This window comes from Aeromonas sp. TECH754, from assembly GCF_056279295.1.
On record NZ_JBWBRA010000001.1, the window covers coordinates 335,112 to 357,925 of the forward strand.

Annotated in this window: 19 protein-coding genes; 11 read left to right on the top strand and 8 right to left on the bottom strand. The window is 63.0% G+C overall.

Translation table 11 applies throughout. The features are described from left to right. Positions 1–6: 6 nt before the first annotated feature. Complete coding sequence (locus tag ACZ9IL_RS01515) at positions 7–552, bottom strand: hypothetical protein (protein ID WP_476001900.1); 546 nt, start codon at positions 550–552, stop codon at positions 7–9. Between the two features lie 484 nt (positions 553–1,036). Here ACZ9IL_RS01515 and ACZ9IL_RS01520 point away from each other — a divergent pair, with 484 nt between their 5' ends. The 3 genes from ACZ9IL_RS01520 to ACZ9IL_RS01530 all read left to right on the top strand — a co-directional run bounded on the left by ACZ9IL_RS01520 (position 1,037) and on the right by ACZ9IL_RS01530 (position 3,594). Next, on the top strand, positions 1,037–2,521 hold the full coding sequence (locus ACZ9IL_RS01520) for a L,D-transpeptidase family protein (protein WP_476001901.1): 1,485 nt from the start codon (positions 1,037–1,039) through the stop codon (positions 2,519–2,521). A gap of 146 nt (positions 2,522–2,667) precedes the next feature. Further along, complete coding sequence (gene mepK, locus ACZ9IL_RS01525) at positions 2,668–3,213, top strand: peptidoglycan L,D-endopeptidase MepK (RefSeq protein WP_042639648.1); 546 nt, start codon at positions 2,668–2,670, stop codon at positions 3,211–3,213. A gap of 129 nt (positions 3,214–3,342) precedes the next feature. Further along, positions 3,343–3,594, top strand: coding sequence for a DUF3862 domain-containing protein (locus tag ACZ9IL_RS01530; RefSeq protein ID WP_476001902.1), 252 nt, complete (start codon positions 3,343–3,345; stop codon positions 3,592–3,594). Positions 3,595–3,687: 93 nt separating this feature from the next. On the opposite strand, the gene ACZ9IL_RS01535 is transcribed toward ACZ9IL_RS01530, so the two are convergent. Together ACZ9IL_RS01535 and cysZ are read right to left on the bottom strand one after the other, a co-directional pair. Then, positions 3,688–4,302 carry a trimeric intracellular cation channel family protein gene (locus ACZ9IL_RS01535; RefSeq protein ID WP_476001903.1) on the bottom strand — a complete coding sequence of 205 codons (615 nt, stop codon included), beginning with the start codon at positions 4,300–4,302 and terminating at the stop codon, positions 3,688–3,690. Positions 4,303–4,437: 135 nt separating this feature from the next. Next, on the bottom strand, positions 4,438–5,202 hold the full coding sequence (gene cysZ / locus ACZ9IL_RS01540; RefSeq protein ID WP_476001904.1) for a sulfate transporter CysZ: 765 nt from the start codon (positions 5,200–5,202) through the stop codon (positions 4,438–4,440). Positions 5,203–5,406: 204 nt separating this feature from the next. Between cysZ and ACZ9IL_RS01545 the strand changes: the two genes are divergently transcribed. From ACZ9IL_RS01545 to ligA, 3 genes are all read left to right on the top strand, one after another. After that, positions 5,407–8,778 carry an AAA family ATPase gene (locus ACZ9IL_RS01545; protein WP_476001905.1) on the top strand — a complete coding sequence of 1,124 codons (3,372 nt, stop codon included), beginning with the start codon at positions 5,407–5,409 and terminating at the stop codon, positions 8,776–8,778. Positions 8,779–8,793: 15 nt separating this feature from the next. Beyond that, entirely contained in the window at positions 8,794–9,927 is a 1,134-nt protein-coding gene (gene zipA / locus ACZ9IL_RS01550; protein WP_476001906.1) for a cell division protein ZipA, read from the top strand. Between the two features lie 100 nt (positions 9,928–10,027). Next, positions 10,028–12,034: an NAD-dependent DNA ligase LigA gene (ligA, locus tag ACZ9IL_RS01555; RefSeq protein ID WP_476001907.1), complete on the top strand. Its 2,007-nt coding sequence runs from the start codon at positions 10,028–10,030 to the stop codon at positions 12,032–12,034. A 62-nt stretch (positions 12,035–12,096) separates the two neighbouring features. Here ligA and ACZ9IL_RS01560 read toward each other — a convergent pair whose 3' ends face one another. Continuing rightward, a complete protein-coding gene (locus ACZ9IL_RS01560; RefSeq protein WP_476001908.1) occupies positions 12,097–13,101 on the bottom strand; it encodes an ABC transporter substrate-binding protein in 1,005 nt (334 codons plus the stop codon). Between the two features lie 405 nt (positions 13,102–13,506). Here ACZ9IL_RS01560 and nrdD point away from each other — a divergent pair, with 405 nt between their 5' ends. The 3 genes from nrdD (at position 13,507) to ACZ9IL_RS01575 (ending at position 16,457) form a co-directional block, all read left to right on the top strand. Continuing rightward, on the top strand, positions 13,507–15,624 hold the full coding sequence (gene nrdD / locus ACZ9IL_RS01565) for an anaerobic ribonucleoside-triphosphate reductase (protein ID WP_476001909.1): 2,118 nt from the start codon (positions 13,507–13,509) through the stop codon (positions 15,622–15,624). A 94-nt stretch (positions 15,625–15,718) separates the two neighbouring features. Continuing rightward, positions 15,719–16,228 (top strand): anaerobic ribonucleoside-triphosphate reductase-activating protein, encoded by a 510-nt coding sequence (gene nrdG, locus ACZ9IL_RS01570; RefSeq protein WP_476001910.1) that lies wholly within the window; start codon positions 15,719–15,721, stop codon positions 16,226–16,228. Positions 16,229–16,286: 58 nt separating this feature from the next. After that, positions 16,287–16,457 carry a YqaE/Pmp3 family membrane protein gene (locus tag ACZ9IL_RS01575; RefSeq protein WP_033128704.1) on the top strand — a complete coding sequence of 57 codons (171 nt, stop codon included), beginning with the start codon at positions 16,287–16,289 and terminating at the stop codon, positions 16,455–16,457. 98 nt (positions 16,458–16,555) lie between these two features. Here the strand turns inward: ACZ9IL_RS01575 and ACZ9IL_RS01580 are convergent, their stop codons facing one another. The 4 genes from ACZ9IL_RS01580 to slyA form a co-directional block, all read right to left on the bottom strand. Further along, positions 16,556–16,915 (bottom strand): MliC family protein, encoded by a 360-nt coding sequence (locus tag ACZ9IL_RS01580; RefSeq protein ID WP_476001911.1) that lies wholly within the window; start codon positions 16,913–16,915, stop codon positions 16,556–16,558. A gap of 169 nt (positions 16,916–17,084) precedes the next feature. Beyond that, positions 17,085–18,113: a DUF2955 domain-containing protein gene (locus ACZ9IL_RS01585; RefSeq protein WP_476001912.1), complete on the bottom strand. Its 1,029-nt coding sequence runs from the start codon at positions 18,111–18,113 to the stop codon at positions 17,085–17,087. Between the two features lie 10 nt (positions 18,114–18,123). Beyond that, a complete protein-coding gene (locus ACZ9IL_RS01590; protein WP_476001913.1) occupies positions 18,124–19,179 on the bottom strand; it encodes an HlyD family secretion protein in 1,056 nt (351 codons plus the stop codon). A gap of 1 nt (position 19,180) precedes the next feature. Beyond that, positions 19,181–19,654 (bottom strand): transcriptional regulator SlyA, encoded by a 474-nt coding sequence (slyA, locus tag ACZ9IL_RS01595; RefSeq protein WP_476001914.1) that lies wholly within the window; start codon positions 19,652–19,654, stop codon positions 19,181–19,183. 282 nt (positions 19,655–19,936) lie between these two features. Here slyA and ACZ9IL_RS01600 point away from each other — a divergent pair, with 282 nt between their 5' ends. Together ACZ9IL_RS01600 and ACZ9IL_RS01605 are read left to right on the top strand one after the other, a co-directional pair. Continuing rightward, entirely contained in the window at positions 19,937–21,247 is a 1,311-nt protein-coding gene (locus ACZ9IL_RS01600; RefSeq protein WP_476001915.1) for a 2-hydroxycarboxylate transporter family protein, read from the top strand. A 10-nt stretch (positions 21,248–21,257) separates the two neighbouring features. Next, entirely contained in the window at positions 21,258–22,808 is a 1,551-nt protein-coding gene (locus ACZ9IL_RS01605; protein ID WP_476001916.1) for an NAD-dependent malic enzyme, read from the top strand. Positions 22,809–22,814: the final 6 nt, after the last annotated feature.

Sequence of the window (22,814 nt, forward strand, 5' to 3'; positions counted from 1 at the left end):
TTAGCTTCACTGGGCGACGGTCAGGCGCACCGACTGGACGTTGAGCGGCGTCGGAGCGGACAGGGCCAGGAAATTGGGGCGCTTGGGATCGGCAGTCAGGGACTCGCCCGGCAGGTTGAGACGGATCTCGTTGATGCCCGCCTTGGCCAGCTTGACCGTGGTGGTGAAGTCATGACCCAGGGCCACCTTGAGCAGGGTACCCGCCTGTGGACTGCTGATCCTGGCCTGGATGGTGAGCTGCTCCGGTTGGGCCTGCTGCTTGGGCAGCACGAAATAGAGGCCACCCTGGCCGCTGAGTTCGGTACCTTCGGCGCTCGGCTTCTTGGCCCAGCCTTCGCTGGAGAGGAAGCGGCTCGGTTTGGTCAGGTTGAGTTCGTTGCCCGGCTGGTAGGTCATGCTGGAGTTGTGCTCCCAGAAGCGGGTCTTGCCTTCCAGGTAATAGAGCTTGTAAGCCAGGCTCACGTTGGGGTGAGCGGCCAGATAGAGGGTGTAAAGATAAAAACCGCTCAGTGCCAGGATGGCAGCCAGAAAACCAAACTTTTTGTAGGTCATATTACTCACTCGACGCCTGACGGATGGGTAGGCAGATTTCGCGCATATGCTAATCCAATTGCAAAAAAAGCATAGTAGATCACAAAAATATATTTGCTCAGATATTAACCCCAATACCCCTGCTCACCAAATGCCTTTGGCATCTGTGGATCTTCGGCTGGTGAGCACAATATGCGGGGTCTGACGCCGACCACGGCCCTTCGTGAGGTCCCGATCCTATCAGGCAAATGACTGATATTGCACATTGCTGTGGCAGGATCTGTCGTCATTTGCTCTTGGTTGCCGATAAAATGGTGCGTCCCGTCGTCAGACGATACGGGATCTCGACGGTCTCCCCGTTCTCGCACTCCCGGCAAGGGGGGCGAGCAGGCGCCTATCTGGCACCGTTGCGCGCCCGCATGCTAGCAAACTCAACGCCATTCACGCATCATGGGTTTCTGACCGTTGCGCCTGACAGGCCGAAGTGAACCGATTTGAGGTAAGCATGGGTAAGAAGTATTGGTTGGCATTGGCGAATCTTATCTGGCTGGGTTGCTGGCCCGCAGGCATGGCGCATGCCAGCGCAGAACAGATAGTGATGGCCAGTCCCAGCGTCCAGCACGACTGGTATCAGAACAGCTCCGCGGAGCTGGCGCGCCACGAGCTGGAGAGCCAGTTGCAGGAGGCGGTGCTGGCCCAGTTGCACCCGGATTTCTACCGGCTCTGGCAACAGTTGCAGAAGACCCCCGCCGAGCGGCGCGGTGCGCTCTACGATGAAGCCTTTGGCAAGCTGGCCCGTTTTCAGCAAGCCTGGCGTGCCATGGATCTGGTCGCCCGTGAGCAGATGCAGACTCTCAAGCTGGATTTGACCAAGCCTCTGGTCCATGAGCCGGTGGGCGACAACCTGTTGGATCAGGTCAAGCAGCTCAGGCCCCAGGTCGCCGAGTACGAAGCCGTGCGCGAGGAAGTGCGCAAATTGCTGGCCATGCCCATGGCCAAGCACTGGCCCAATCTGGACATACCCACCCTGCGCTCCGGCGAGAGCTCGGCCGAGCTCGGCCAGATCCGCGCCATCCTCAATGCGTTGGGGGACGGTGCCACGGGCGGTGATGAGGAGGTCATCTATGACGCGGACACCGAAGCGGCCATCAAGCAGTTCCAGCGCCGCCACGGCCTGACCGCCGATGGCATCATTGGCCGTCAGACCCGCTCCTGGCTCAACACCGGACCGCAAGTGCGCGCCAGCCTGCTGCTGCGCAACCTGTGGCGCCGGGATCTGGTGGATCACCTGGCCGGTCGCTATGTGCTGGTCAATATCCCGGATTACCGCCTGAGCGTGGTGGAGTCCGGCAACGAGGTCTTCACCAGCCGGGTCATCGTTGGCAAAGAGCAGCGGGCCACCCCGATCCTCGCCAGCGAGATCCGCTCCATCGTGCTCAATCCGGCCTGGCACGTGCCGCGCTCCATTCTGAGCAAGGACATTCTGCCTAAGCTGGGGCGGGATCCGGCTTACCTCGATCGGGAGCAGTTCGAGGTGATCGATGGGGAGGGCAATCCGGTGCAGTTCAGTGAAGATGGCTGGCATCAGGCGCTGGCCTCGGGCTTCCCCTATCGGCTGCGGCAAAAGCCCGGCGATCACAATGCGCTGGGTCGCTACAAGTTTTATCTGCCTAACAACGATGCCATCTACCTGCACTCGACGCCGCGCAAGGCGCTGTTCGAGCAGGGGGCGCGGGCCTTCAGTTCCGGCTGTATTCGGGTCGAACATGCAGACGATCTGGCCGAGCTGTTGCTGGCGGACTCCCGCTACCAGCCGGACAAGGTCGCCAACATCCTGAAGGAGAGCCAGACCAAGTGGCTGCCGTTGACCAGCCCGATCCCGGTGTTCACCGTCTACTGGAGCAGCTGGATCGACGAGGAGGGGCGCCAGCAACTGCGCAATGACATCTATGGTTTCGATCGGGTTAGCTTCCAGAGCCGCTTGTTGTGATCCTCGCCACAGAGTGAAAAGCCCGGCTCATGCCGGGCTTTTCTATGGGCGTTTGCGGTTTGACAGGGCTTTTATCGACAGGTAGTTTCAGACGTCTGTATCAAATTTACTCATCAGTTTTACTTAACTATGCGATGGACGGACAGATGCTTGAACAAGAGATAAGCCGACGCCGTCTGCTACTGGGAGCCGGTTGCCTGATGGGCGCCAGCCTGTTGTCGTTCCCGGCCATGGCGAGCCGCAGTACCTCGGGGCGTGAACTCAGCTTCTTCAACCTCAATACCGGCGAGCGGGTGCAGGCCAGCTACTGGGAGAATGGGCGTTACCTGAGCGACGGTCTGGCCGAGCTCAACCATATCTTCCGCGACTACCGTCGCAACGAGGTGTTCAACATCGACAAGAAGCTGTTCGATCAGCTGTTTCTGTTGCAACACAAGCTGGGCCGCCAGGGCGAGATCCAGCTTATCTCAGGTTATCGTTCTCCCCAGACGAACAACCAGAAGCGTCGCAAGAGCCGGGGCGTCGCCAAGCACAGCTATCACACCCTGGGGCAGGCGGTGGACGTGCGCATCCCCGGCGTACAGCTGGCACATTTGCGCAAGGCGGCCCTGAACCTCAAGGTCGGCGGGGTGGGTTACTATCCGTCGGATAACTTCGTGCACCTCGATACCGGCCCGGTTCGTAGCTGGTAGTCCCTGGTGTTGTCTGACCCAAGGGATAGTGTCACAGACTCTGATGAAGGCCCCGTTCGTAGCTGGTTGGCACTGGCAATGAACGGGTGCCAGCTGCTAGGCTCTGGTCTCTAGCCAGAGGAGAAGCAGATGAAGCAGATTCTGATCGGGGGCTTGATCGCCCTGCTACTGACCGGTTGCAGCAAGTTGAACCGGGAGAACTACGACAAGCTGAAGATGGGCATGAGCTACGCCGAGGCGAGCACCGTCCTTGGCAAGGCGGAGCGCTGCGACGATGCGCTCGGTACCACCAGCTGCATCTGGGGCGGTGAGGGCAAGAACATCCAGGTCCGTTTCATCGCCGACAAGGCCACCTTCTTCAGCTCGGAAGGGATCAACTGAGCCAGTTTTTCATTGTGACCCCCAACAAAAAAGCGCCTGAAGGCGCTTTTTTGTTGGTCGTGATCCATTCAGAATCGCCAGAAATTGGCGCGCTCAGTGAGTGGCGTACTGGTAGTTGAAGGTGGGTAATCCCCACTTGAAGCGCACCGCCAGCAACCGCAACACGAAGCCGATGCCGATCGCACCGAAGGCGGCCCAGTCATTGGGCAGGCCCTGATCCAGTGCGAAACAGTACAGGGCCGCCGTCACCAGCGACACCGCGGCATAGAGCTCGCGGCGAAACACCAGCGGAATACGCTGGCACAACAAGTCGCGCAATACTCCGCCAAAGACCCCCGTCACCACCGCCATGATGCAGGCGATGCCGGCCCCGTGGCCCATCTCCAGCGCCCGGGCCGCACCGAAGATGGAAAACACCACCAGCCCCAGCGCATCGAGCGCCATGAACAGCTTGCCGAGATAGCGCATCAGCGGCGCCGAGATGACGCCCACCATGGCGGCGCCGGCCACCAGCAGCACGTATTCGGGGTGCTCTACCCAGAGCAGGGGGTAGTGCCCCAGCAGCACATCCCGGATGGTGCCGCCACCTATGGCGGTCGCCGAGGCGATGATCACCACGCCAAACAGATCCATCCGTCGCCGACCCGCCGCCAGCGCGCCAGTCATCCCTTCGGCCACCAGGCCGAGCAAGAAGAGTGCATGTAACATGAGATATCCCAGGGTGCGAGAAAGGCCCGCATCCTAACAAGCCTGTGCTGGCTGGACAAGCTATCTCATATTGGCATTAGATTAAGTAATGAAAATGGGGCTTTCGCCCCCGTTTTTGGTTATCTCAAAGCCGGCCTAGCGGCGCAGCTGTTCGGCTCGGTATTGATCCACCCACATGGCGGTGGCGCCACAGATGGCGACCGGCATCACGAACAGGTTCACCACCGGAATGGCGGAGAAGAGGGTGACCAGGGCACCGAAGCTCAGGCACTTGCCACGGCGCTGCTTGAGGGCGTCGCGCATGGTGATGAAGTCGATCTTGTGGTTGTCGAACGGGTAATCCACATACTGGATCGCCATCATCCAGGCGCTGAACAGGAACCAGAGCACGGGGGCGAGCGTCTGGCCCACCACCGGGATGAGGAACAGGATCAGGCAGCCGATGGCCTTGGGCAGGTAGTACTTCAGCTTGGTCCACTCACGGCCGAAGGTGCGCGGCACGTCCTTGACCACGTCCAGCATGCCGGTGTCGCTCATGGTTTCGCCGGTGAGGACCTGCTCCACCTTCTCTGCCAGCAGACCGTTGAAGGGGGCCGCGATCCAGTTCGTCACCGAGCTGAAGATGAAGGAGAACACCACCAGTATGGTGACCAGGGCGATGGGCCACAGCAGGTAGTCGAGCCAGCTGAGCCAGGACGGGATCTGCTGGTGCAGCCAGGCGAACAGGCCGTCCAGTTGCAGCAAGAGCGCGTAGAAGGCGCCGGCAAACAGCACGACGTTGACCAGCAGGGGGATCAGCACGAAGGTGCGGATGCCGGGTTGACGGATGAGCGTGAAGCCGCGCAGGAAGTAATCTGCGCCGCTGACTGAATCTTTGGCAATGTGGGGGGATTGGCTCATCGGAGCTCCATCTGTTAACGGGAAACTGCCTGCATATTACAAACAAGCCTTTGATTTGGTAAAGTCGCCTGTCCATTCCTCTGCCGACCCGGCTGTGCCGGATGCCGATGGACGACGGCCAGGGGTTGCCAACAGATGCAACGTGGGATCCGGTCACGCCGGCAACCCGCCTCTCCCTTTATTTTGTTACTCAGATAGGCCCTCATGCGTCTGAAATTGATCAAACTCGCCGGTTTCAAGTCGTTTGTCGAGCCGACCCGCATCGAGCTGAGCGCCGACATGACCGCCGTGGTCGGGCCCAACGGTTGCGGCAAATCCAACGTCATCGACGCGGTGCGCTGGGTGCTGGGGGAGAGCTCGGCCCGCCATCTGCGGGGCGAGAACATGACGGACGTCATCTTCAACGGCTCCCTCAATCGCAGCGCCCATGGCCGCGCCTCGGTGGAGCTGGTGTTCGACAATCCCCACAACCGGGTGCCCGGTGAATTTGGCCGTTTCAGCGAGATCTCGGTGCGCCGGGAAGTGCTGCGCGACGGCTCCAACCACTATCAGATCAACGGTCAGAAGTGCCGCCGCAAGGACGTCACCGATCTCTTCCTCGGCACCGGTCTCGGCCCCCGCAGCTACGCCATCATAGAGCAGGGCACCGTCAGCCGGCTGGTGGAGTCGCGCCCGGCCGATCTCAAGCTGTTCATGGAAGAAGCCGCCGGGGTTTCCCGTTACAAGGAGCGGCGGCGGGAGACGGAGCTGCGCATCCGCCACACCCAGGAGAACCTGGAGCGGCTCGGCGACATCCGCGGCGAACTGGGTTCACGCCTCGAACACTTGCGGGCCCAGGCCGAGACCGCCGAGCGCTACAAGCAGCTCAAGGGGCGCAGCCGCGCGGCCCGGGCCGAGCTCATCGGCTCGGAGCTGTGGGCGCTGGAGACCCGGCTCGGCGAGGCCAAGGCCGAACTGACCCAGGCTGAGCAGGCACTGGCCGCTCTCGATGCGAAGCGCACCCAGGACGAGGGGCGCCACGTCAGCCTGTCGGTGGCCCGCCAGGAGGCCCAGGCCGAGCAGACCAGCCGTCAGCAGCAACTCTTCCTCGGTGGCCAGGCCATCGCCCGGCTCGAACAGCAACAACTCCATCAGACCGAACTCGGTCGTGACTGGCAGGCCCGGCGCGCTCTGCTTGGCGAGCGGATCGACGGCATCAAGACTCAGCTGGTGAGCCAGCATGAGCTGCTTGTCGAAGGCTCCTTGCAGGGGGAGCTGGAGTCCGCGCGGCTCGAGCAGTGTGAGCAGTTGCTCACCGACCAGCAAGCGGTGCGACTTGCCGCTTCCGAAGGGCTGGAGCAGGCGCGCCAGCATCAACAGCAGTGGCAGCAGCGGCTTGGACAGTTGCAGGGGCAGCTCAACCAGACCCGGGCCGAGGTGAACGGCCTGCAGGAGCTGCAGGCCAAGACCCGGCTGGCCAGGCTCAAGTTGGAAGACGAACAGAGTGGCCCGCTCGAAGGCGTGGAGGCGTTGCAGTCCGGGCTCGACGCCCTGGCCGCCGAGCTGGAACTCGGCCGGGCCCGCCAGGCCGAGCTGGAGCAGCAGTGGCAGGCGGCGGTGATTCGCCACGAAGAGGGCAAGGCGCAGCAGGGGCGGCAGACTGGCTTGCTGCGGGAACTGGAGGCCCGCCTCACCACGCTTGACCAAATTTTGGGGGAGCAGATGCAGGGGGCCAACCTGGCGGACAGTCTGCAAGTGGCGCCCGAGTGGGCCCAGGCATTGGACAAGGTGCTCGGCCGCTGGCTCACCGCACTGCCCGCCGACGAGTGCAATCTCGAACAGGATGGACTCTGGATTGGGCCGGCCCAGCCTGCGCTGCCCGGCACCCTGGCGGCGCAGCTGGAGGGCGAGCACATTCCTGCCTTCCTCAACGCCATCTGGTTGGTGGCAGACAGAGCAGAGGCGCTGGCCCGCCAGTCAGCTCTTGTGGCCGGTGAGTCACTGCTGACCCCGGCGGGGGACTGGTTTGGCCCGAACTGGGCCGATCTCGGTCAGGGCGGGGCGCTCGGCACCCTGGGGCTGCTCGGTGAACGTGAGCGGTTACATACCGAGCTGGCGGCGGGCCAACAGGCGCTGCTCCAGTTAAATGAGCGGCTGAGTGCGGCCGATGCCGAGCGTGCCCAACTGCATGGGGCCCATGAAGGTAGCCAGCACAGGGTGCGCGAGCTGGAGCAGAAATGGCAGCAACTGCGTGAAGCCTGGAGCCTGCGCGAGGGACAGCGGCAGGCGCGGTTGCAACGGCTCGGTCAGCTCGGCGAAGAGCTGCTGCGCCTTGACAGGGAGCAGGCCGATGAGGCACAGCGATTGGCGCAGGCCAGGGCGCAGCTCGAGCTGGGTGAGGCGCAGCTTGCCGAGTTGCAGGAGCAGGGGGAGCCGCTGGCCGAGGCGCTGCTGCTGGCTCAGGAGCGGGTCGGCAGTGCCGAGCGGGCGCTGGAGGAGGCGCGGGGACGGCGCGAGCAGCAGCAGGCCAGCTGTCAGCGCTGGCAACTGGAGCAGCAGAATCTGTCTCAGCTCATCACCCTGCGTGAGCAGGAGCTGGCGCGGCTCGGGTTGGAGCTGGCCGAGCTGAAGGGGCCGGATGCGCAGGTTGTACAGGACATCTCCCCCCTGCTGAGCGAGCAGCGCAACCTCGAGACGCAGCAGTTGGCTTGCCATCAGCGACTCGCCGAGTTGGAGAAACAACTGAGCGAGCTGGAGCAGACCCGCAGCGCCGATCACAAGCAGCTCGTGCAGATACAAGAGAAGCTGGCGACGCTGCGGCTGGAGCGGGAACGCAACCTGACCCGGCGTCAGGGATTGCATGAACAGTTCGAGGAACTGGGCGTGCGCCTGATCGATCTCGATCAGGCGGTGCTGATCGCCGCCGATCGCGGCAAGCTGCGGCAGGAGATCCAGACCCTGGAGGCACAAGTGGATGCGTTAGGCGCCATCAACCTGGCCGCACTGGAAGAGTATGAGGAGGCGAAAACCCGCTCAACCTATCTCGAAAACCAGTGCCAGGATCTGGAGCAAGCGCTGGAAACATTGAGCCAAGCCATTAAAAGAATTGATAAAGAAACACAAATACGCTTCCGCGACACTTTCGATAAGGTCAACGAAGATTTAAAATCCCTGTTCCCCAAAGTGTTCGGGGGGGGCAGTGCCTGGCTCGAGCTGACGTCCGATGATCTTTTGGAGGCCGGAGTGAGCATCATGGCAAGACCTCCGGGCAAGAAGAATGCTACCATTGCCCTGCTTTCCGGGGGGGAGAAGGCGCTAACCGCCCTTGCGCTGGTTTTTGCCATCTTCAGACTCAATCCAGCGCCCTTCTGTTTGCTGGATGAAGTGGATGCACCGCTCGATGAAGTGAACGTGGGTCGCTTCTGTTCTCTTGTCAAAGAGATGTCGAGCACAGTACAGTTCGTTTACATCAGTCATAACAAGGTCTCCATGGAGATGGCCGAACAGCTGATAGGCGTCACGATGCAAGAGCCCGGGGTTTCGCGCATCGTGTCGGTCGACATCGGTGAAGCCGTCGCTTTGGCTGAGCAAAACTAGAAAGAGAAGCAGCTAATGCAGGAATTGCGTTACATCTTGGTTGCCCTGGGCGGAATTGCCATCGCGGCATTGCTCATTCACGGGTTGTGGAGCAACAGAAAAAACCGTCAGGCACCGATCAAAGAGAAACCAATGGGCCGGATGGAATCCAAGTCACGGGAACGCGACAACGATTCATTCGACAAGGATGGCGTCGGCCAGGTACGTGTGGTCAGCGGCGGGCGTCGTGCCGAGCCCAAGCTGCACAACGATGAGGCTCGCCAGCCTGAGGTCAGCCGTCGTGCCGCCGTTCCCGACTTCGATGATGAAGACGATGAGGTCGAGGATCTGCCGCCCCCCGTGGTTCGCAAACCTGCTGCTCGTCCGGTTGCGCCAGCTCCTGTCTATGAAGAAGACGAGGAAGAATATGATGCGCCGACGGCCGAGCCCCTGGAAGAGGTGCCTGCCGCCCCGGTACGCAAGCCTGCTCAGGTGATCCGTCGTACCCCGGTGCACCGCTCCCGTCCCCAGCGCGAACCCATGATGCAGCCGCTCGATGAAGAGCCGCTGATGGAGCCGGCTTACGCCCAGGCGCCAACCTTCGGCGCACGTGAGCCTGCCCCCGTGCATCAGGCCCGTCACGCGGCGCCGGTCCCCGCTTATGAAGAGCCGGCTTATGACGACGAGCCTGCCTATGAGGCGCCCATGGTGGCAGAGCCTCGCTTCGAACAGCCGCCGGTCGAGAAGATCTGGCAGGATGTCTATGTCATCAACCTGATGGCCCGCCCCGGTCACGATCTGCAAGGGGCGACGCTGCTCTCTTCCCTGCTGGCGCTGGGCTTCAAGTTTGGCGAGATGGACATCTTCCACCGCCACGAGGATCTGGGTGGCAAGGGTGAGGTGTTGTTCTCCATGATCAACATGGTCAAGCCGGGCACCTTCAATCCTTACCGCATGGAACAGTTCAGCACCCCGGGTGTCTCCCTGTTCATGCAACTGCCCCTGCGCAGCAACGCGGCCTTTGCATTCGAGCACATGTTGCAGGCAGCGGACCAGCTGGCGAGCGATCTCGATGCCATGCTGACCGATGCCAGCCGCAGCCCCTTGAGCGACGATGACATCGCCAGTTGCCGTCACGAGCTGGCGGCCTACGAGGCGAGCCGCGACTAAGGCAGCTGCGGGTCGATGAGATTAAAAATGCGGTACCCAGGTGCCGCATTTTTGTTTGTATGGCTACCTTCTTATTTCAATCACAGTCCGAGACTTCTCCATGAGCGACATCCTCTCCCGTCACCGTCAACTGTGTGAGCTACTGACCGACTACGGTCATCAGTACTACGTGCTGGACAACCCCACTGTGCCGGACGCCGAATACGATCGCCTGATGCGCGAGTTGATCGCGTTGGAGGCCGAGCACCCCGAGCTGAAGACGCCGGCCTCCCCCAGCGTACGGGTCGGTGGCCAGCCGCTGGCGGCCTTCAAGCAGGTGCGTCACGAGATCCCCATGCTGAGCCTGGACAACGTGTTCAGCGCCGAGGAACTGCTGGCATTCGAGCAGCGCATGGGCGATCGCCTCAAGCGCGAGATAAGCTTCCTGTTCTGCTGCGAGCCCAAGCTCGACGGCCTGGCGGTCAGCCTGCTCTATGTGGATGGGCAACTGGTGCAGGCGGCCACCCGTGGGGATGGCGCCAGCGGTGAGGAGATCACCGAGAACGTGCGCACCATCAAGGCCATCCCGCTCCTCCTGCGTGGCAGCGGTTGGCCCGCTCGTTTGGAGGTGAGAGGGGAGGTCTTCATGCCCAAGGCCGGCTTCGAGGCGATGAATGCCAAAGCCCTGGCCGCCGGCGAGAAGGTGTTCGTCAACCCGCGCAACGCCGCGGCGGGCAGCCTGCGTCAACTTGATTCACGGATCACCGCCAACCGCCCTCTGAGCTTCTATGCCTACGGGGTCGGCATCGGCGGTGATGAACTGGGGAATTCCCATTTCGGCCGTCTGAAGCAACTGAAAGAGTGGGGCCTGCCGCTCAGCCCCGAGGTGAAACTCAAGGAGGGCGCCGCCGGTTGCCAGGCCTTCCACGACGACATCCTGGCCCGTCGCGGCGAGCTGCCCTACGAGATCGACGGCGTGGTCTACAAGGTGGATGACATAGCGCTGCAGCTGGAGCTCGGCTTCGTGGCGCGCGCCCCGCGCTGGGCCACCGCCCACAAGTTCCCGGCAGAAGAAGAGATGACCCTGCTGGAGAACGTCGAGTTCCAGGTCGGTCGCACCGGCGCCGTGACGCCGGTCGCCAAGCTCAAACCCGTGTTCGTCGGTGGCGTCACCGTATCCAACGCGACGCTGCACAATGCCGACGAGATAGCGCGCCTCGGCGTCATGATCGGCGATACCGTGATCGTGCGCCGGGCGGGGGACGTGATCCCGCAGATCGTCGCGGTGGTGGAGGCCAGGCGGCCGGTGGACGCGCGGGAGATCCTGTTCCCCAGCCAGTGCCCGGTGTGCGGCTCCGCCCTGGAGCGGCTGGAGGGGGAAGTGGTGACCCGCTGCTCCGGTGGCCTGTTCTGCGAGGCTCAGCGCAAGGAGGCTATCAAGCACTTCGCCGCCCGCCGTGCCATGGACGTGGACGGCCTCGGCGACAAGATAGTGGAGCAACTGGTGGACAAGGGGCTGGTGAAGACGCCGGCGGATCTGTTCAGCCTCAACGCCATCCAGCTGGCCGGGCTCGAGCGGATGGGGCCAAAGTCCGCGCTCAATCTGGTGGCGGCCATCGATGCGGCGCGCAGCACCACCTTGCCGCGCTTCCTGTTTGCCCTCGGCATTCGCGAAGTGGGGGAGGCAACCGCGCTCAACCTCGCCAGCCACTTCCTGACCCTGGATGCCCTGCGTGCCGCCAGCGTGGAGCAACTGCTGGCGGTGGCGGATGTGGGAGAGGTGGTGGCCAAGCACGTCTACTACTTCCTGCGTCAGCCCCACAACGTCGAGGTGCTCGAGGCCTTGCTGGCCGCCGGCATCCACTGGCCCGCCATCGAGAAGAAGGAAGCCGCCGAGCAGCCGTTTGCCGGCAAGACCTTCGTGTTGACCGGCACCCTCACCCAGCTCTCTCGCAACGACGCCAAGGCGGCGCTGCAGGCGCTCGGTGCCAAGGTGGCGGGTTCCGTCTCCGCCAAGACCGATGTGCTGGTGGCCGGCGAGGCAGCGGGCTCCAAGCTGGCCAAGGCCCAGGAGCTGGGGATCACCATCTGGACCGAAGAGCAGTTGCAGGCGGCAATCCAGCCCTGATGGGCGGTGCATGGCGTCAAAAACAAACCCGGCCATCAGGCCGGGTTTGTCGTTTTAAAGGTTCAGTCGTGCCACAGGATCTTCGTTTGCCACTTGGTCGGCACCTCGAGCTGCCAGTGTGCCAGCTCGTTTCGGCTGAACACGTATTCACCGCGCAGGGCGGCTCGGGGGGACAGTGCGCCGGGGGTGGTGCCCGCCAGTATGGTGTTGACCAGCTCCGCCGCCTTCTCCCCCTGCGCGTGGCCGTTGAGTACCAGGCCGCCGATGGCCCTGCCCTTGCCAACGGAGAACGCCCAGAAGGAGAACAGCGGGACCGGGCTGTGCTGGTTGGTCCATTCGATCACCTGCTGCTCGCTCACATGGGCCCCCTGCTCGTCCACCAGGGTGTGGTAGAGGCCGATGAAGAGCGCCCCGTAGCCGCGCTCCCGGCTGGTGAGCACTATCTCTTGCCAGCGTTTGTAGTCGTCGATCTGCTGGTTGCTGACCAGGGTATGGCCCACCCGTTGATCCGTGCTGCTGCTGAACTCATCTTCGATGGCGGTGCGCGAGACCTCGCTGTTGTCGAACAGCACCAGCGCCTTGTCGAGCCCGCCCATCATCTGACTCATCTCGCTGATGTTGCGTTTGAGCAGCGGTCGCTCCAGCACGCCGGTGATGTTGGGGTGGCCGACCAGCCCCTTGTGGCGAGGGTTCTCGTTCATGCCGAGAAACACCACCGGGGTGCCCTGGACCGCGATCCGGCGGGCGAGGGCGTTGATGGCATTGTCGTCACCGAGCACCACCAGATCCGGCTTGATCTGCCGGTAGGTGTCCATCGCCCGCTCGGCGATCTGGGCCAGCTCCTGGCTGGGTTGGCGCTTGGTGTCCATGTAAAAGTAACTGAGCCGATGATCCCCCTTGAGGTGCTCCTTCAGGCTGGCGCTATAGCTCTGATCCCACAGATTGGCAGGGTGGTAGCTGCTGATCACCAGGATCTGGGCAGCCCGGAGCTGGACAGGCAGCAGAAGTATTAGCAGTAGCCACACCTTGGTCACATTCATTCCCCGCTGGCAGAACACTGCCCCCATTATGTGTGTTTTGTGCCAAATCTGCCTTCGTCAATTGCTGTCGGATGACAACGTTGTGACACCGGCAACCCGATCGGACGCCAGCCCGCACCCCGTCTGGGATCGCCTCGAAGGGGGGCTTTTTTGACTGGTCGTGAACTGTTCCACTCCTCTCAAAACCTGTTCTGGATCAAGAAAGGCGACATCGCTTTGGTGCCTAATAGACACCACATATAGGGGTGCATTCAAAGAAAACACCCATATATTGTGTTGTTAAGCTGTGTATAAGCTGTTTCCTTCTCACCGTCAGCCCTGGCTTGTCAAGCCTCGGCTGAATTTATTTGCGCCGGGGACCGAGCGCGGAGGAGGGGACCAAACAAGGGTAAGCCGAGGGCGACAGCCTGGCCTTTAAAACGGGGAAAACGCATGAAACCGGTTGTGATCAAACGTGATGGATGTCGCGCACCATTCAATGCCCAGCTGATTGCCGAGGCAGTGGGCCGGGCGGCAGAGGCGGTCGGCCAGGCCAATCCGGCGCTGGGTGAGCGGGTTGCCACCGCCGTCAGTCAGGAGCTGGAAGAACGCGGTGAGGTGGACATCCACGAGATCCAGAACCGGGTCGAGAACCATCTGATGGCATCCGACGACAAGGCCATCGCCCGTGCCTACATCGAATACCGACACGACCGGGATCAGGCCCGCGAGGCGCGCGGCCGCCTGGCCCAGGAGATCCGCGGCCTGGTGGAGCAGACCAACGCGGCCCTGCTCAACGAGAATGCGAACAAAGATTCCAAGGTGATCCCGACCCAGCGCGACCTGCTGGCGGGTATCGTCGCCAAGCACTACGCCACCAGCCACATGCTGCCGCGTGACGTGGTACAGGCTCACGAGAGCGGCGATCTGCACTTCCACGATCTCGACTATTCCCCCTTCTTCCCCATGTTCAACTGCATGCTGATCGACTTGCAGGGCATGCTGACCCACGGTTTCAAGATGGGCAATGCGGAGATCGATACCCCGAAATCCATCAGCACCGCCACCGCGGTGACCGCTCAGATCATCGCCCAGGTGGCGAGCCACATCTATGGCGGCACCACCATCAATCGCATCGACGAGGTGCTGGCGCCTTATGTGACCATCAGCTGGCAGAAACACCGGGAAGTGGCCGAGGAGTGGGGCATAGCGGACGTGGACGCCTATGCCATGGCCCGCACCGAGAAGGAGTGTCACGACGCCTTCCAGTCGCTGGAGTACGAGGTGAACACCCTGCACACCGCCAACGGTCAGACCCCCTTCGTCACCTTCGGCTTCGGTCTGGGGAAAAGCTGGGAGTCCCGCCTGATCCAGCGCGCCATCCTCGGCAACCGTATCGCCGGCCTTGGCAAGAACAGGAAGACCGCGGTATTCCCGAAACTGGTGTTCGCCATCAAAGACGGCCTCAACCACAAGGTCGGCGATCCGAACTACGACATCAAGCAGCTGGCGCTGGAGTGTGCCTCCAAGCGGATGTACCCGGACATCCTCAACTACGACCAGGTGGTCAAGGTGACCGGCTCCTTCAAGACCCCCATGGGCTGCCGATCCTTCCTCGGCGCTTACGAGGAAAACGGCGAGCTGGTGCACGAGGGACGCAACAACATCGGGGTGGTGAGCCTCAACCTGCCGCGCATCGCACTGAAATCTGTGGACGAGGCTGACTTCTGGGTCCGGCTGGATGCCGCGCTGGCGGTCGCCAAGGCCGCGCTCATGTATCGCATCGAGCGGCTCGACGGCGTCAAGGCGCGGGTCGCTCCCATCCTCTACATGGAGGGTGCCTGCGGGGTGCGGCTCAAGGCCGACGACAACGTCAGCGAGATCTTCAAGCACGGCCGCGCATCCATTTCGCTGGGTTATATCGGCGTGCACGAGACCATCAACGCGCTGTTCGGTGCCGAGACTCACCTGTTCGACAGCGCCGTGCTGCGCCAGAAGGCCATTGAGATCATCGCCCGCCTCAAGGCGGCCACCGACGCCTGGCGGGACGAGACCGGCTACGGTTTCAGCCTCTACTCCACCCCGAGCGAGAACCTCTGCACCCGTTTCTGCCGCATCGACGCCAAGGAGTTCGGCGTGGTGCCCGGGGTGACTGACAAGGGTTACTACACCAACAGCTTCCACCTCGACGTGGAGAAGCAGGTGAACCCTTACGACAAGCTGGACTTCGAGGCGCCCTATCCGCCCATCGCCAGCGGCGGCTTCATCTGTTACGGCGAGTACCCCAACATCCAGCACAACCTGGAGGCGCTGGAGAACGTCTGGGACTACAGCTATGACAAGGTGCCCTATTACGGCACCAACACCCCCATCGACGAGTGCTACGACTGCGGCTTCACCGGCGAGTTCGAGTGCACCTCCAAGGGCTTCACCTGCCCGCGTTGCGGCAACCACGAACCGGCCAGGGTGTCGGTGACCCGCCGGGTGTGCGGCTACCTCGGCAGCCCGGATGCGCGTCCCTTCAACGCGGGCAAGCAGGAAGAGGTGAAGCGCCGGGTCAAGCATATGTAAACGGCGCGAGATGAATGGCTGGCCCCTGATCCAAGGGGCCATTTTCATGGCGCCGGTATGAGCGTTGTCCGCTGAGCAAGGCAGGAGAGAGAGGATGCATTACCACCAGTACTACCCGGTCGATGTGATCAACGGACCCGGCACCCGTGCCACCCTGTTTGTCTCCGGCTGCGAGCATCAGTGCCCCGGCTGCTACAACCAGAGCACCTGGCGGCTCGACGGTGGCAAGCCGTTCGATCAGGCCATGAGCGATCGCATCGTCAGCGATCTCAACGACACTCGCATCAAACGCCGCGGTCTGTCGCTCTCCGGCGGCGATCCGCTGCATCCCGCCAACGTGCCCCAGGTGCTGGCACTGGTGAAACGGGTGCGGGCCGAGTGCCCCGGCAAGGACATCTGGTGCTGGACCGGCTATCTGCTGGCAGAGCTGAACCCGGCCCAGCGCGAGCTGGTGGCCTTGCTGGATGTGCTGGTGGACGGCAAGTTCGAGAAGGGGCTGGCGGATCCCGGTCTGCTGTGGCGCGGCAGCAGCAACCAGCTGATCCACGATCTCAACGCCTGGCGAAAAAAGGCGGAGCTTATCCCCTGTCTGGTTTGCAGTTGAGGCCAAGGCTGTTTATGGTTAGCCCAACCCCGAAACATTTTTGACGAGGAGAGACGAGATGAACAATCTGCTCAAGATACTGCTGGCCATCTTCCTGCCCCCCGTGTGTGCCTTTATCCAGGTGGGGTTGAGCCTCCATTTCTTTATCAACATAGTGCTGACCCTGCTCGGCGGTCTGCCCGGCATGGTGCATGCGCTCTGGCTGGTGGTCACCGACAAGCGCGCCTGAGTCATCCGATACTCAAAGAGGCCAACGTTCAATAACCAACACCCCGGCCTGGCCGGGGTGTTTCGTTTAGGGGAAGAGCCAGCGCTGCTGGCGGCCGATCACTGCTCTTTGCAGTCGTTGTAGAGGCTCTGCCACTCACCGTTCTGATCGCGCATCTCCACGAAGCCTTCCTTCCCCTTGTTCCACCAGACAACCTCATGATCGTCGGTATAGCGGGCCCCCGAGGCCGAGACTGCCTGCGGCAGGGTGTAGTCCTTGCCATCGGGCAGGGCCAGCTTGATGAAGTTCAGGCTGTCGTCCGAGAGGGAGAAGTAGCGCACCTGTACCTTCTGGTTCTGCTCGCACAGGTAGCTTGTCGGATCGCCGCCGGTCACCGCCAGCTTGCCGGCCCCCGCTTCGCAGCCGCTGAGCAGGGCCAGGGCCCCTATCCCCAGTAGAGAGAGCTTGGCGTGTTTCATGTTGATTCCTCCTTCGGTGTCATATGGGTTTGATCCTAACAGCTTGAGGGCGGGCTGCAATGGCGCTGTGGCGCCACTGCGTCGGGATGCGTCAGCGGGCGGACAAAAAAACGCCCCGCAGAGATAGCGGGGCGAAAAGGCAGCAGATCCTTTGCCATTGGAAAAGGGTTCAATAGCCGAATCGAGTCGCCTCGAAGCGGTTGAGCAGACGGTGGATGAGATAACAGGCCAGCAGGGTGACGACGATGGCAAACAGTATGCTGCTCACCCGGTAGAGGGCGCTGAACACCAGATCGTTGCCCGGGGTCAGGTACTGACCAAACAGGATGCCGAGGGTGGTGAGAGCACCGAACCCAACCCCGGAGCCGCTCGCCTCCTTCACGTGGGCATAGCTGAACAGCATGGCACCGAGCCAGAGCAGCGGGGTGACCAGCACCAGCAAACCGGACCAGTCGTAGAGCACCAGCTGGCCTAAGATGCCGAAAGTTACCCCCAGCAGGGTGCCCATGGCCCGCTTGCGGGCGTAGTCGAGGGCCCCGTTCCAGTGCATGGGGAACAGCAGCAGCAGGGTGGTGGCCTGGGCGGACATGGAGTCGCGCAAGTCGAACAGCTGGAACACCAGGAACGACAGGGTGGCGATGCTGGCGCCAAGCAGCGCCTCATGCCGCATCCGGTGCGGTGCCTTGGGGGAGGCGGTGGGCTTGGGCCTTGCCTCCACGTCCGGGATCAGGGCCGTCATCAGGTAGGCGATCAATACCGACAACATGCTGGCCCAGATGTTGGCGAAGATGAGGTCATTCAGATCTGTTCCGGGGTAGCTGGCAAAGTGCAGCATGATGCTGAGGCTCAGCACCCCGTTGGCGCCAAACAGGAACAGGCTGCCACGGGACATGGCGGCGAAGCGATAGAGAAACAGCAGGAAGACGATGGGCAGCATCAGCCCTGGGTGGCTGCCGAACAAGCCCCCCAGCAGACCCACCTCCAGCCCGCACATCACGGCGGACGCGATGAGCTGGCGGGCGGCATGGCCGTTCATCACCGGGATCATCCCCAGCAGCAGCACCGGGGTCACGGTGAAGAAGACCCCGTTGCTCCAGCCGAAGGTCTTGCAGAGCAGGAACCCCAGGGTGCAGCCAAAGGCGATGCGCAGGCACTGGCGCAGCTCGTTGGCGGTGAGGGGCCTGTGCCACAGGTTCATGGTCGTCATCTCAGTAGATGTAGTGCAGCAGGCTGAGCAGGCGGATCTGGCCGCGGGCGAACAGAGCGGTTAGCGCGTTGTCTGGCAGCAGCTGGACGGTGGCTCGGGCGCCGGCCGGCAGATGCTCGGGCAACTGCTCGAGCGTCAGGTGCAGGCGCAGGCGCTGGGCATCGCGCACCCAGCGATCCGATTCGACGGGGTTGGCCAGGAGACCGTTGGCATCGAACTGACCGGCACTGACCCCGGCATCCAGGCTGGCGACCCGGGCTGGATAGAGGCGACCGGGCTCGCCGTCGAAGGCGATCAGGGCCTGGCTGCCGGGGCTGACATGGCGCAGGCTCTTCTCGCGAAAATCGGCGATCACATCCACCTGCTCCGACACCAGCGCCAGCAGGGGGGCGCCTGCCGTGGCGACGCTGCCCGGCTTGAGCTGCAGGTTGGTGATGATGCCATCCTGGCTGGCGTGGACCTGGCTGTAGGCGAGGTTGAGCTCGGCCTGGGCGAGGCGGTTGCTGGCCTGGCGCAGCAGCAGGTTGTCGTCACCGGGCAGGCCCCGGTTGACCTTGATCTGCTCCATGCGGGCCTGGCTTGCTAGCAGATTGGCGTGGGCGGTGCGGGCGGCGCTGTCCGCATCGTCCTTTTGCTGCTCGGCCACCATGTGGCGGCGATAGAGCGCATCGATGCGCGCCGCCTCCCGCTGTTTCTGGGCGCTCAGGGTTTGCAACGCGCTGTATTCGGCGAGTGAGGCGCTCAAGGTCGCATCGAGTTGGCGATTCTGTTGCTCGGCCTGGGCCAGGGCGAGCCTAGCCTGTTCGACCGCGAGCTCGAAGGGAACGGGATCGAGCACGAACAACAGATCACCCTGCTTGACGTGCTGGTTGTTGTCCACCGCGACCGAGATCACCTTGCCGCTGACCTGGGGGGCCATCTTGGTGACGACCCGGGTGGCCATGGCTTGCGGGGTGAGCGGCATCTTGAGGTCGGCCAGCAGGAAGTAGCCGAACACCAGGGTGAAGCATGCAATGGCCCACTTGATCCAGCGCTTGAATTGTTGATCCGGGGTCATCTTATTCTCTCTCTTTATGCTGGGTGCCGATCTTGCCAAGGGCGTTGGCGCTGATGCGGTGCACTATGTCTTCAAATTGCGTCAGCTCTTGCTGGCTGATGCCGGCGAGCAGGTCCTGGCGTATGTCCAGGATGTGATCCTCGATCTGGTCGAGCAGCGCCTTGCCGGCCGGGGTCAGGGTGACGATGCGGGCCCGCTTGTCCTGGCTGCAGCAGTGGCGTTCGATCAGAGCCTGCTCTTCCAGCTGGCCCAGGGTGCGCATCAGGGAGGGCAGTTCTATCTCCAGCGCCTCGGCCAGGGTCTTCTGGCTGAGATGGCCGCCGAGTCGGCTGAGTTTCCACAGCGCGGTCCAGCGCGGGTGCGTCAGGCCAAGGGGCGCGAGTGCGAGGTCGGCCACGGTACGCCACAAGCGATGCAGTCGCCCGAGGCGCTCGGGGAGCGACAATTCCCGCAGCATTTCCAGATCTTTTCCCATGACAGACGCCTCATATACTTAGCCTGCTAAGCATTATATTTATTTCGCAGGCTAAGTAAATACTGTGATACAGCTCACGTTCAGCTTTCTGGGGGTAAGGAGGCGTGAAAGGGTCCCGCTGCGAACGGGAAAGTGATCAGGGAGGGTTGCCGACCAGGCCAGGCGTGGCGGGGGAATGGTGCTTAAGGTTTCAATGTTTTTATATTGCTTTGCAAGGCCGCTAACCGACAGCGCCGGGGAGGATCACTAGAGTAGCGCCACACCACACGCTGGAGCATAACAATGAAAAACCTCTCTACCCCCCAAGCACAAGCCAAGGTCGCCTGGAGCGACCAACAGATTGCCGGCATGCCCATGATGATCTTCCTCGGGCTGGCTACTTGCGTCCTGTTCTCCGGCTGGAACGGATCCTTGCCGCTCGGCATGGTCGGCGCCCTGGCGCTGATGTTCGTGCTCGGCACCCTGCTGACCGAGCTCGGCGAGCGCATCACCCCCATCCGTGAATACCTGGGGGGCGGCACCATACTCGCCATCTTCGGCGGCGCCGCCCTGTTCGAATATCGGGTCCTGCCGGTCGAGGCGGGTCAGGTGATCATCGGCTTCATGAAGGAGGGGGGCTTTCTCAACTTCTTCATCGCCAGCCTGGTGACCGGCTCTGTGTTTGGCATGAGCGGCGCCCTGCTGAAAAACGCCGCCATGCGCTACTTGCCGGTGATCCTGGGAGGGGTGGCTTTGGCGCTGCTCAGCGTCGGTCTGGTCGGTTCCCTGCTGGGTTACGGCTTCAAGAACGCGGTGCTGCTCATCGGTCTGCCGATCATGGGCGGTGGCATGGGCGCCGGCGCCGTGCCGCTGGTGGAGATCCTCTCCGGCCCCTTGCAGATGTCCAGCGCCGACTTGCTGTCACGCATGGTGCCCGCGGTGGTGATCGCCAATACCCTGGCGATTCTGGTGGGGACCATGCTGGCCCGCCTCGGCCGCCGTTATCCCTCCCTGACCGGCAACGGCAAGCTGATGATCAAGGAGAGCGGCGAGAGCATGGCCGACGAACAGGTCCAGGCACCGACTCTCGAGAGCCTGGGGCTCGGCCTCTTCATCAGCTCCAGCATGTTCGTGCTGGGCTCCTTGCTCGGCAACTTCATCCCCATGCACCCCTTCGCCCTGATGATCCTGGCGGTGGCCATCATCAAGGTGAGCGGCGTGCTGCCCCGTCGCTACGAGCGGGCGGCCGCCGACTGGTACCAGTTCGTGGTCGGCAACCTCACGCCTTCCCTGCTGGTGGGGATCGGGGTCGCCTACACCAGCATCCCCGAGCTCATCGGTGCCTTCTCGGTCAACTACTTCATCATGGTGCTGACCACTGTGGTTGGCGGCGCCCTGGGGGCGGCCGTCGTGGGGCGCATGATCGGCTTCTATCCCATCGAGGCGGCCATCACCGGCGGCCTGTGCATGGCCAACATGGGCGGCACCGGCGACGTGGCCGTGCTGTCGGCGGCCCAGCGCATGAAGCTGATGCCGTTCGCCCAGATCTCTTCCCGTCTCGGGGGGGCCGTCATGTTGATCCTGGCCACCCTGCTCATCTCGCTGCTGGCATAAGGAATCGAATATGAACGACATCATGATGGGCACCAGCTTGCCCTATGCCGAGCGCAAGCGTCAGGGCCTGATGGGGCGCATGCCCCACAAGGAGGAGTCGCTGTCCCAGCAACGCCGCCGCATCTACCGGTTGGTCAGTGCCATGCAGAGCCCGTTTGATCAGCACCTGCTGCTGCGCCAGCTGCAGGAGGACAACCCGGTGCTGTTTTACGATCTGGTGCGCCACCACCTGCCGGAGCTGCTGCCCATCATCTACACCCCGGTGGTGGGGGAGGCCTGCCAGCGCCACAGCGATCTCTACCTGCGCAGCCACGGTCTCTATCTCTCTTGGCATGACAGGGACGATCTGGACGACATCTTCGCGACGGTGGAGCAGGAGGTGGATGTGATCGTCATCTCCGACGGTGAGCGGGTGCTGGGGCTCGGCGATCTCGGCATCGGCGGCATGGGGATCTGCATCGGCAAGCTGGCGCTCTACTCCGCCGCCGGCGGCATCAACCCGGCGCGGACCCTGCCGCTGTGTGTGGATGTCGGCACCAACAACCCTGAGCTCTTGGAGGATGACTCCTACCTCGGCTGGCAGGCGCCACGGGTGGACGGCGAGCCCTATTACCACTTCATGGACAAGGTGGTGGCGGCCATCCGTCGCCGTTGGCCCCAGGTGGTGCTGCAGTTCGAGGATTTCGCCGGCAAGCACGCCGCCAACCTCTTGGCCCGTTATAGAGACGAGCTGTGCATGTTCAACGACGACATTCAGGGGACGGCGGCGGTCGCCTCGGCCTGCGTGCTGGCGGGCTTGCAGCAGGCGGGCAGCGCCCTTGCCGACACCCCGGTGCTGATCGTCGGGGCTGGCTCGGCAGGTTGCGGCATCGCCGCCATGCTGGCCCAGCTGGCGGGCGGCGCCGAGCTGGTCTGGCTGTTCGATCAGGACGGTCTGGTGTGCCGGGATCGCGCCAATCTGACGCCGTCCCAGCAGCCCTTCGCCCGCTCGGCACAGGAAGCCTGCGCCGAGCTGCCCGCGCTGATTTCGCGCCAGCGCCCCGGGGTGCTGATCGGGGTGAGCGGCCAGGGCGGGCTGTTTGATGAGGCGGTGCTGACGGCCATGGGAGAGGTGTGCGAGCGGCCTGTGATACTGCCGCTCTCCAACCCGACCCGCAGCGCCGAGGCGACCCCGGCACAGGTGTGGCAGGCCACCGATGGCCGTGCCCTGCTCGCCACCGGCAGCCCCTTTGCCCCCGTGACCGTGGCGGGGGAAGCGCGGGTGGTCTCCCAGTGCAACAACGTCTATGTGTTCCCCGGTATCGGCCTCGGCGCCTGCGCCGTCAAGGCGCGCCGCATCAGCGATGGCATGCTGCAGGCGGCGGTGCGTGCGGTGGGTGCCTATCCGCTGGCCGAGGGGCGGCTGTTGCCCCCCATCGAGCAGGTAGGGGAGGTGGCCCGCGCGGTGGCCAGGGCGGTGGCGCTCTGCGCCCGCGACGAGGGACTGGCCGATTTCGTCGGCGATCCCGCCGCCCTTATTGACCAGACCTGGTGGCGCCCGCACTATTGGTCCGCTTCCTGAAATCCA

Bases quoted from the DNA above. Each gene is read 5' to 3' on its own strand.
- ACZ9IL_RS01600 (WP_476001915.1), top strand. From the start codon at position 19,937: ATGAAAAACCTCTCTACCCCCCAAGCACAAGCCAAGGTCGCCTGGAGC.
- ACZ9IL_RS01515 (WP_476001900.1), bottom strand. From the start codon at position 552: ATGACCTACAAAAAGTTTGGTTTTCTGGCTGCCATCCTGGCACTGAGC.
- ACZ9IL_RS01545 (WP_476001905.1), top strand. From the start codon at position 5,407: ATGCGTCTGAAATTGATCAAACTCGCCGGTTTCAAGTCGTTTGTCGAG.
- ACZ9IL_RS01590 (WP_476001913.1), bottom strand. From the start codon at position 19,179: ATGACCCCGGATCAACAATTCAAGCGCTGGATCAAGTGGGCCATTGCA.
- ACZ9IL_RS01605 (WP_476001916.1), top strand. From the start codon at position 21,258: ATGAACGACATCATGATGGGCACCAGCTTGCCCTATGCCGAGCGCAAG.
- ACZ9IL_RS01530 (WP_476001902.1), top strand. From the start codon at position 3,343: ATGAAGCAGATTCTGATCGGGGGCTTGATCGCCCTGCTACTGACCGGT.
- ACZ9IL_RS01585 (WP_476001912.1), bottom strand. From the start codon at position 18,113: ATGAACCTGTGGCACAGGCCCCTCACCGCCAACGAGCTGCGCCAGTGC.
- cysZ (WP_476001904.1), bottom strand. From the start codon at position 5,202: ATGAGCCAATCCCCCCACATTGCCAAAGATTCAGTCAGCGGCGCAGAT.
- ACZ9IL_RS01535 (WP_476001903.1), bottom strand. From the start codon at position 4,302: ATGTTACATGCACTCTTCTTGCTCGGCCTGGTGGCCGAAGGGATGACT.
- ligA (WP_476001907.1), top strand. From the start codon at position 10,028: ATGAGCGACATCCTCTCCCGTCACCGTCAACTGTGTGAGCTACTGACC.
- nrdG (WP_476001910.1), top strand. From the start codon at position 15,719: ATGCATTACCACCAGTACTACCCGGTCGATGTGATCAACGGACCCGGC.
- ACZ9IL_RS01580 (WP_476001911.1), bottom strand. From the start codon at position 16,915: ATGAAACACGCCAAGCTCTCTCTACTGGGGATAGGGGCCCTGGCCCTG.
- nrdD (WP_476001909.1), top strand. From the start codon at position 13,507: ATGAAACCGGTTGTGATCAAACGTGATGGATGTCGCGCACCATTCAAT.
- ACZ9IL_RS01575 (WP_033128704.1), top strand. From the start codon at position 16,287: ATGAACAATCTGCTCAAGATACTGCTGGCCATCTTCCTGCCCCCCGTG.
- mepK (WP_042639648.1), top strand. From the start codon at position 2,668: ATGCTTGAACAAGAGATAAGCCGACGCCGTCTGCTACTGGGAGCCGGT.
- ACZ9IL_RS01560 (WP_476001908.1), bottom strand. From the start codon at position 13,101: ATGGGGGCAGTGTTCTGCCAGCGGGGAATGAATGTGACCAAGGTGTGG.
- slyA (WP_476001914.1), bottom strand. From the start codon at position 19,654: ATGGGAAAAGATCTGGAAATGCTGCGGGAATTGTCGCTCCCCGAGCGC.
- zipA (WP_476001906.1), top strand. From the start codon at position 8,794: ATGCAGGAATTGCGTTACATCTTGGTTGCCCTGGGCGGAATTGCCATC.
- ACZ9IL_RS01520 (WP_476001901.1), top strand. From the start codon at position 1,037: ATGGGTAAGAAGTATTGGTTGGCATTGGCGAATCTTATCTGGCTGGGT.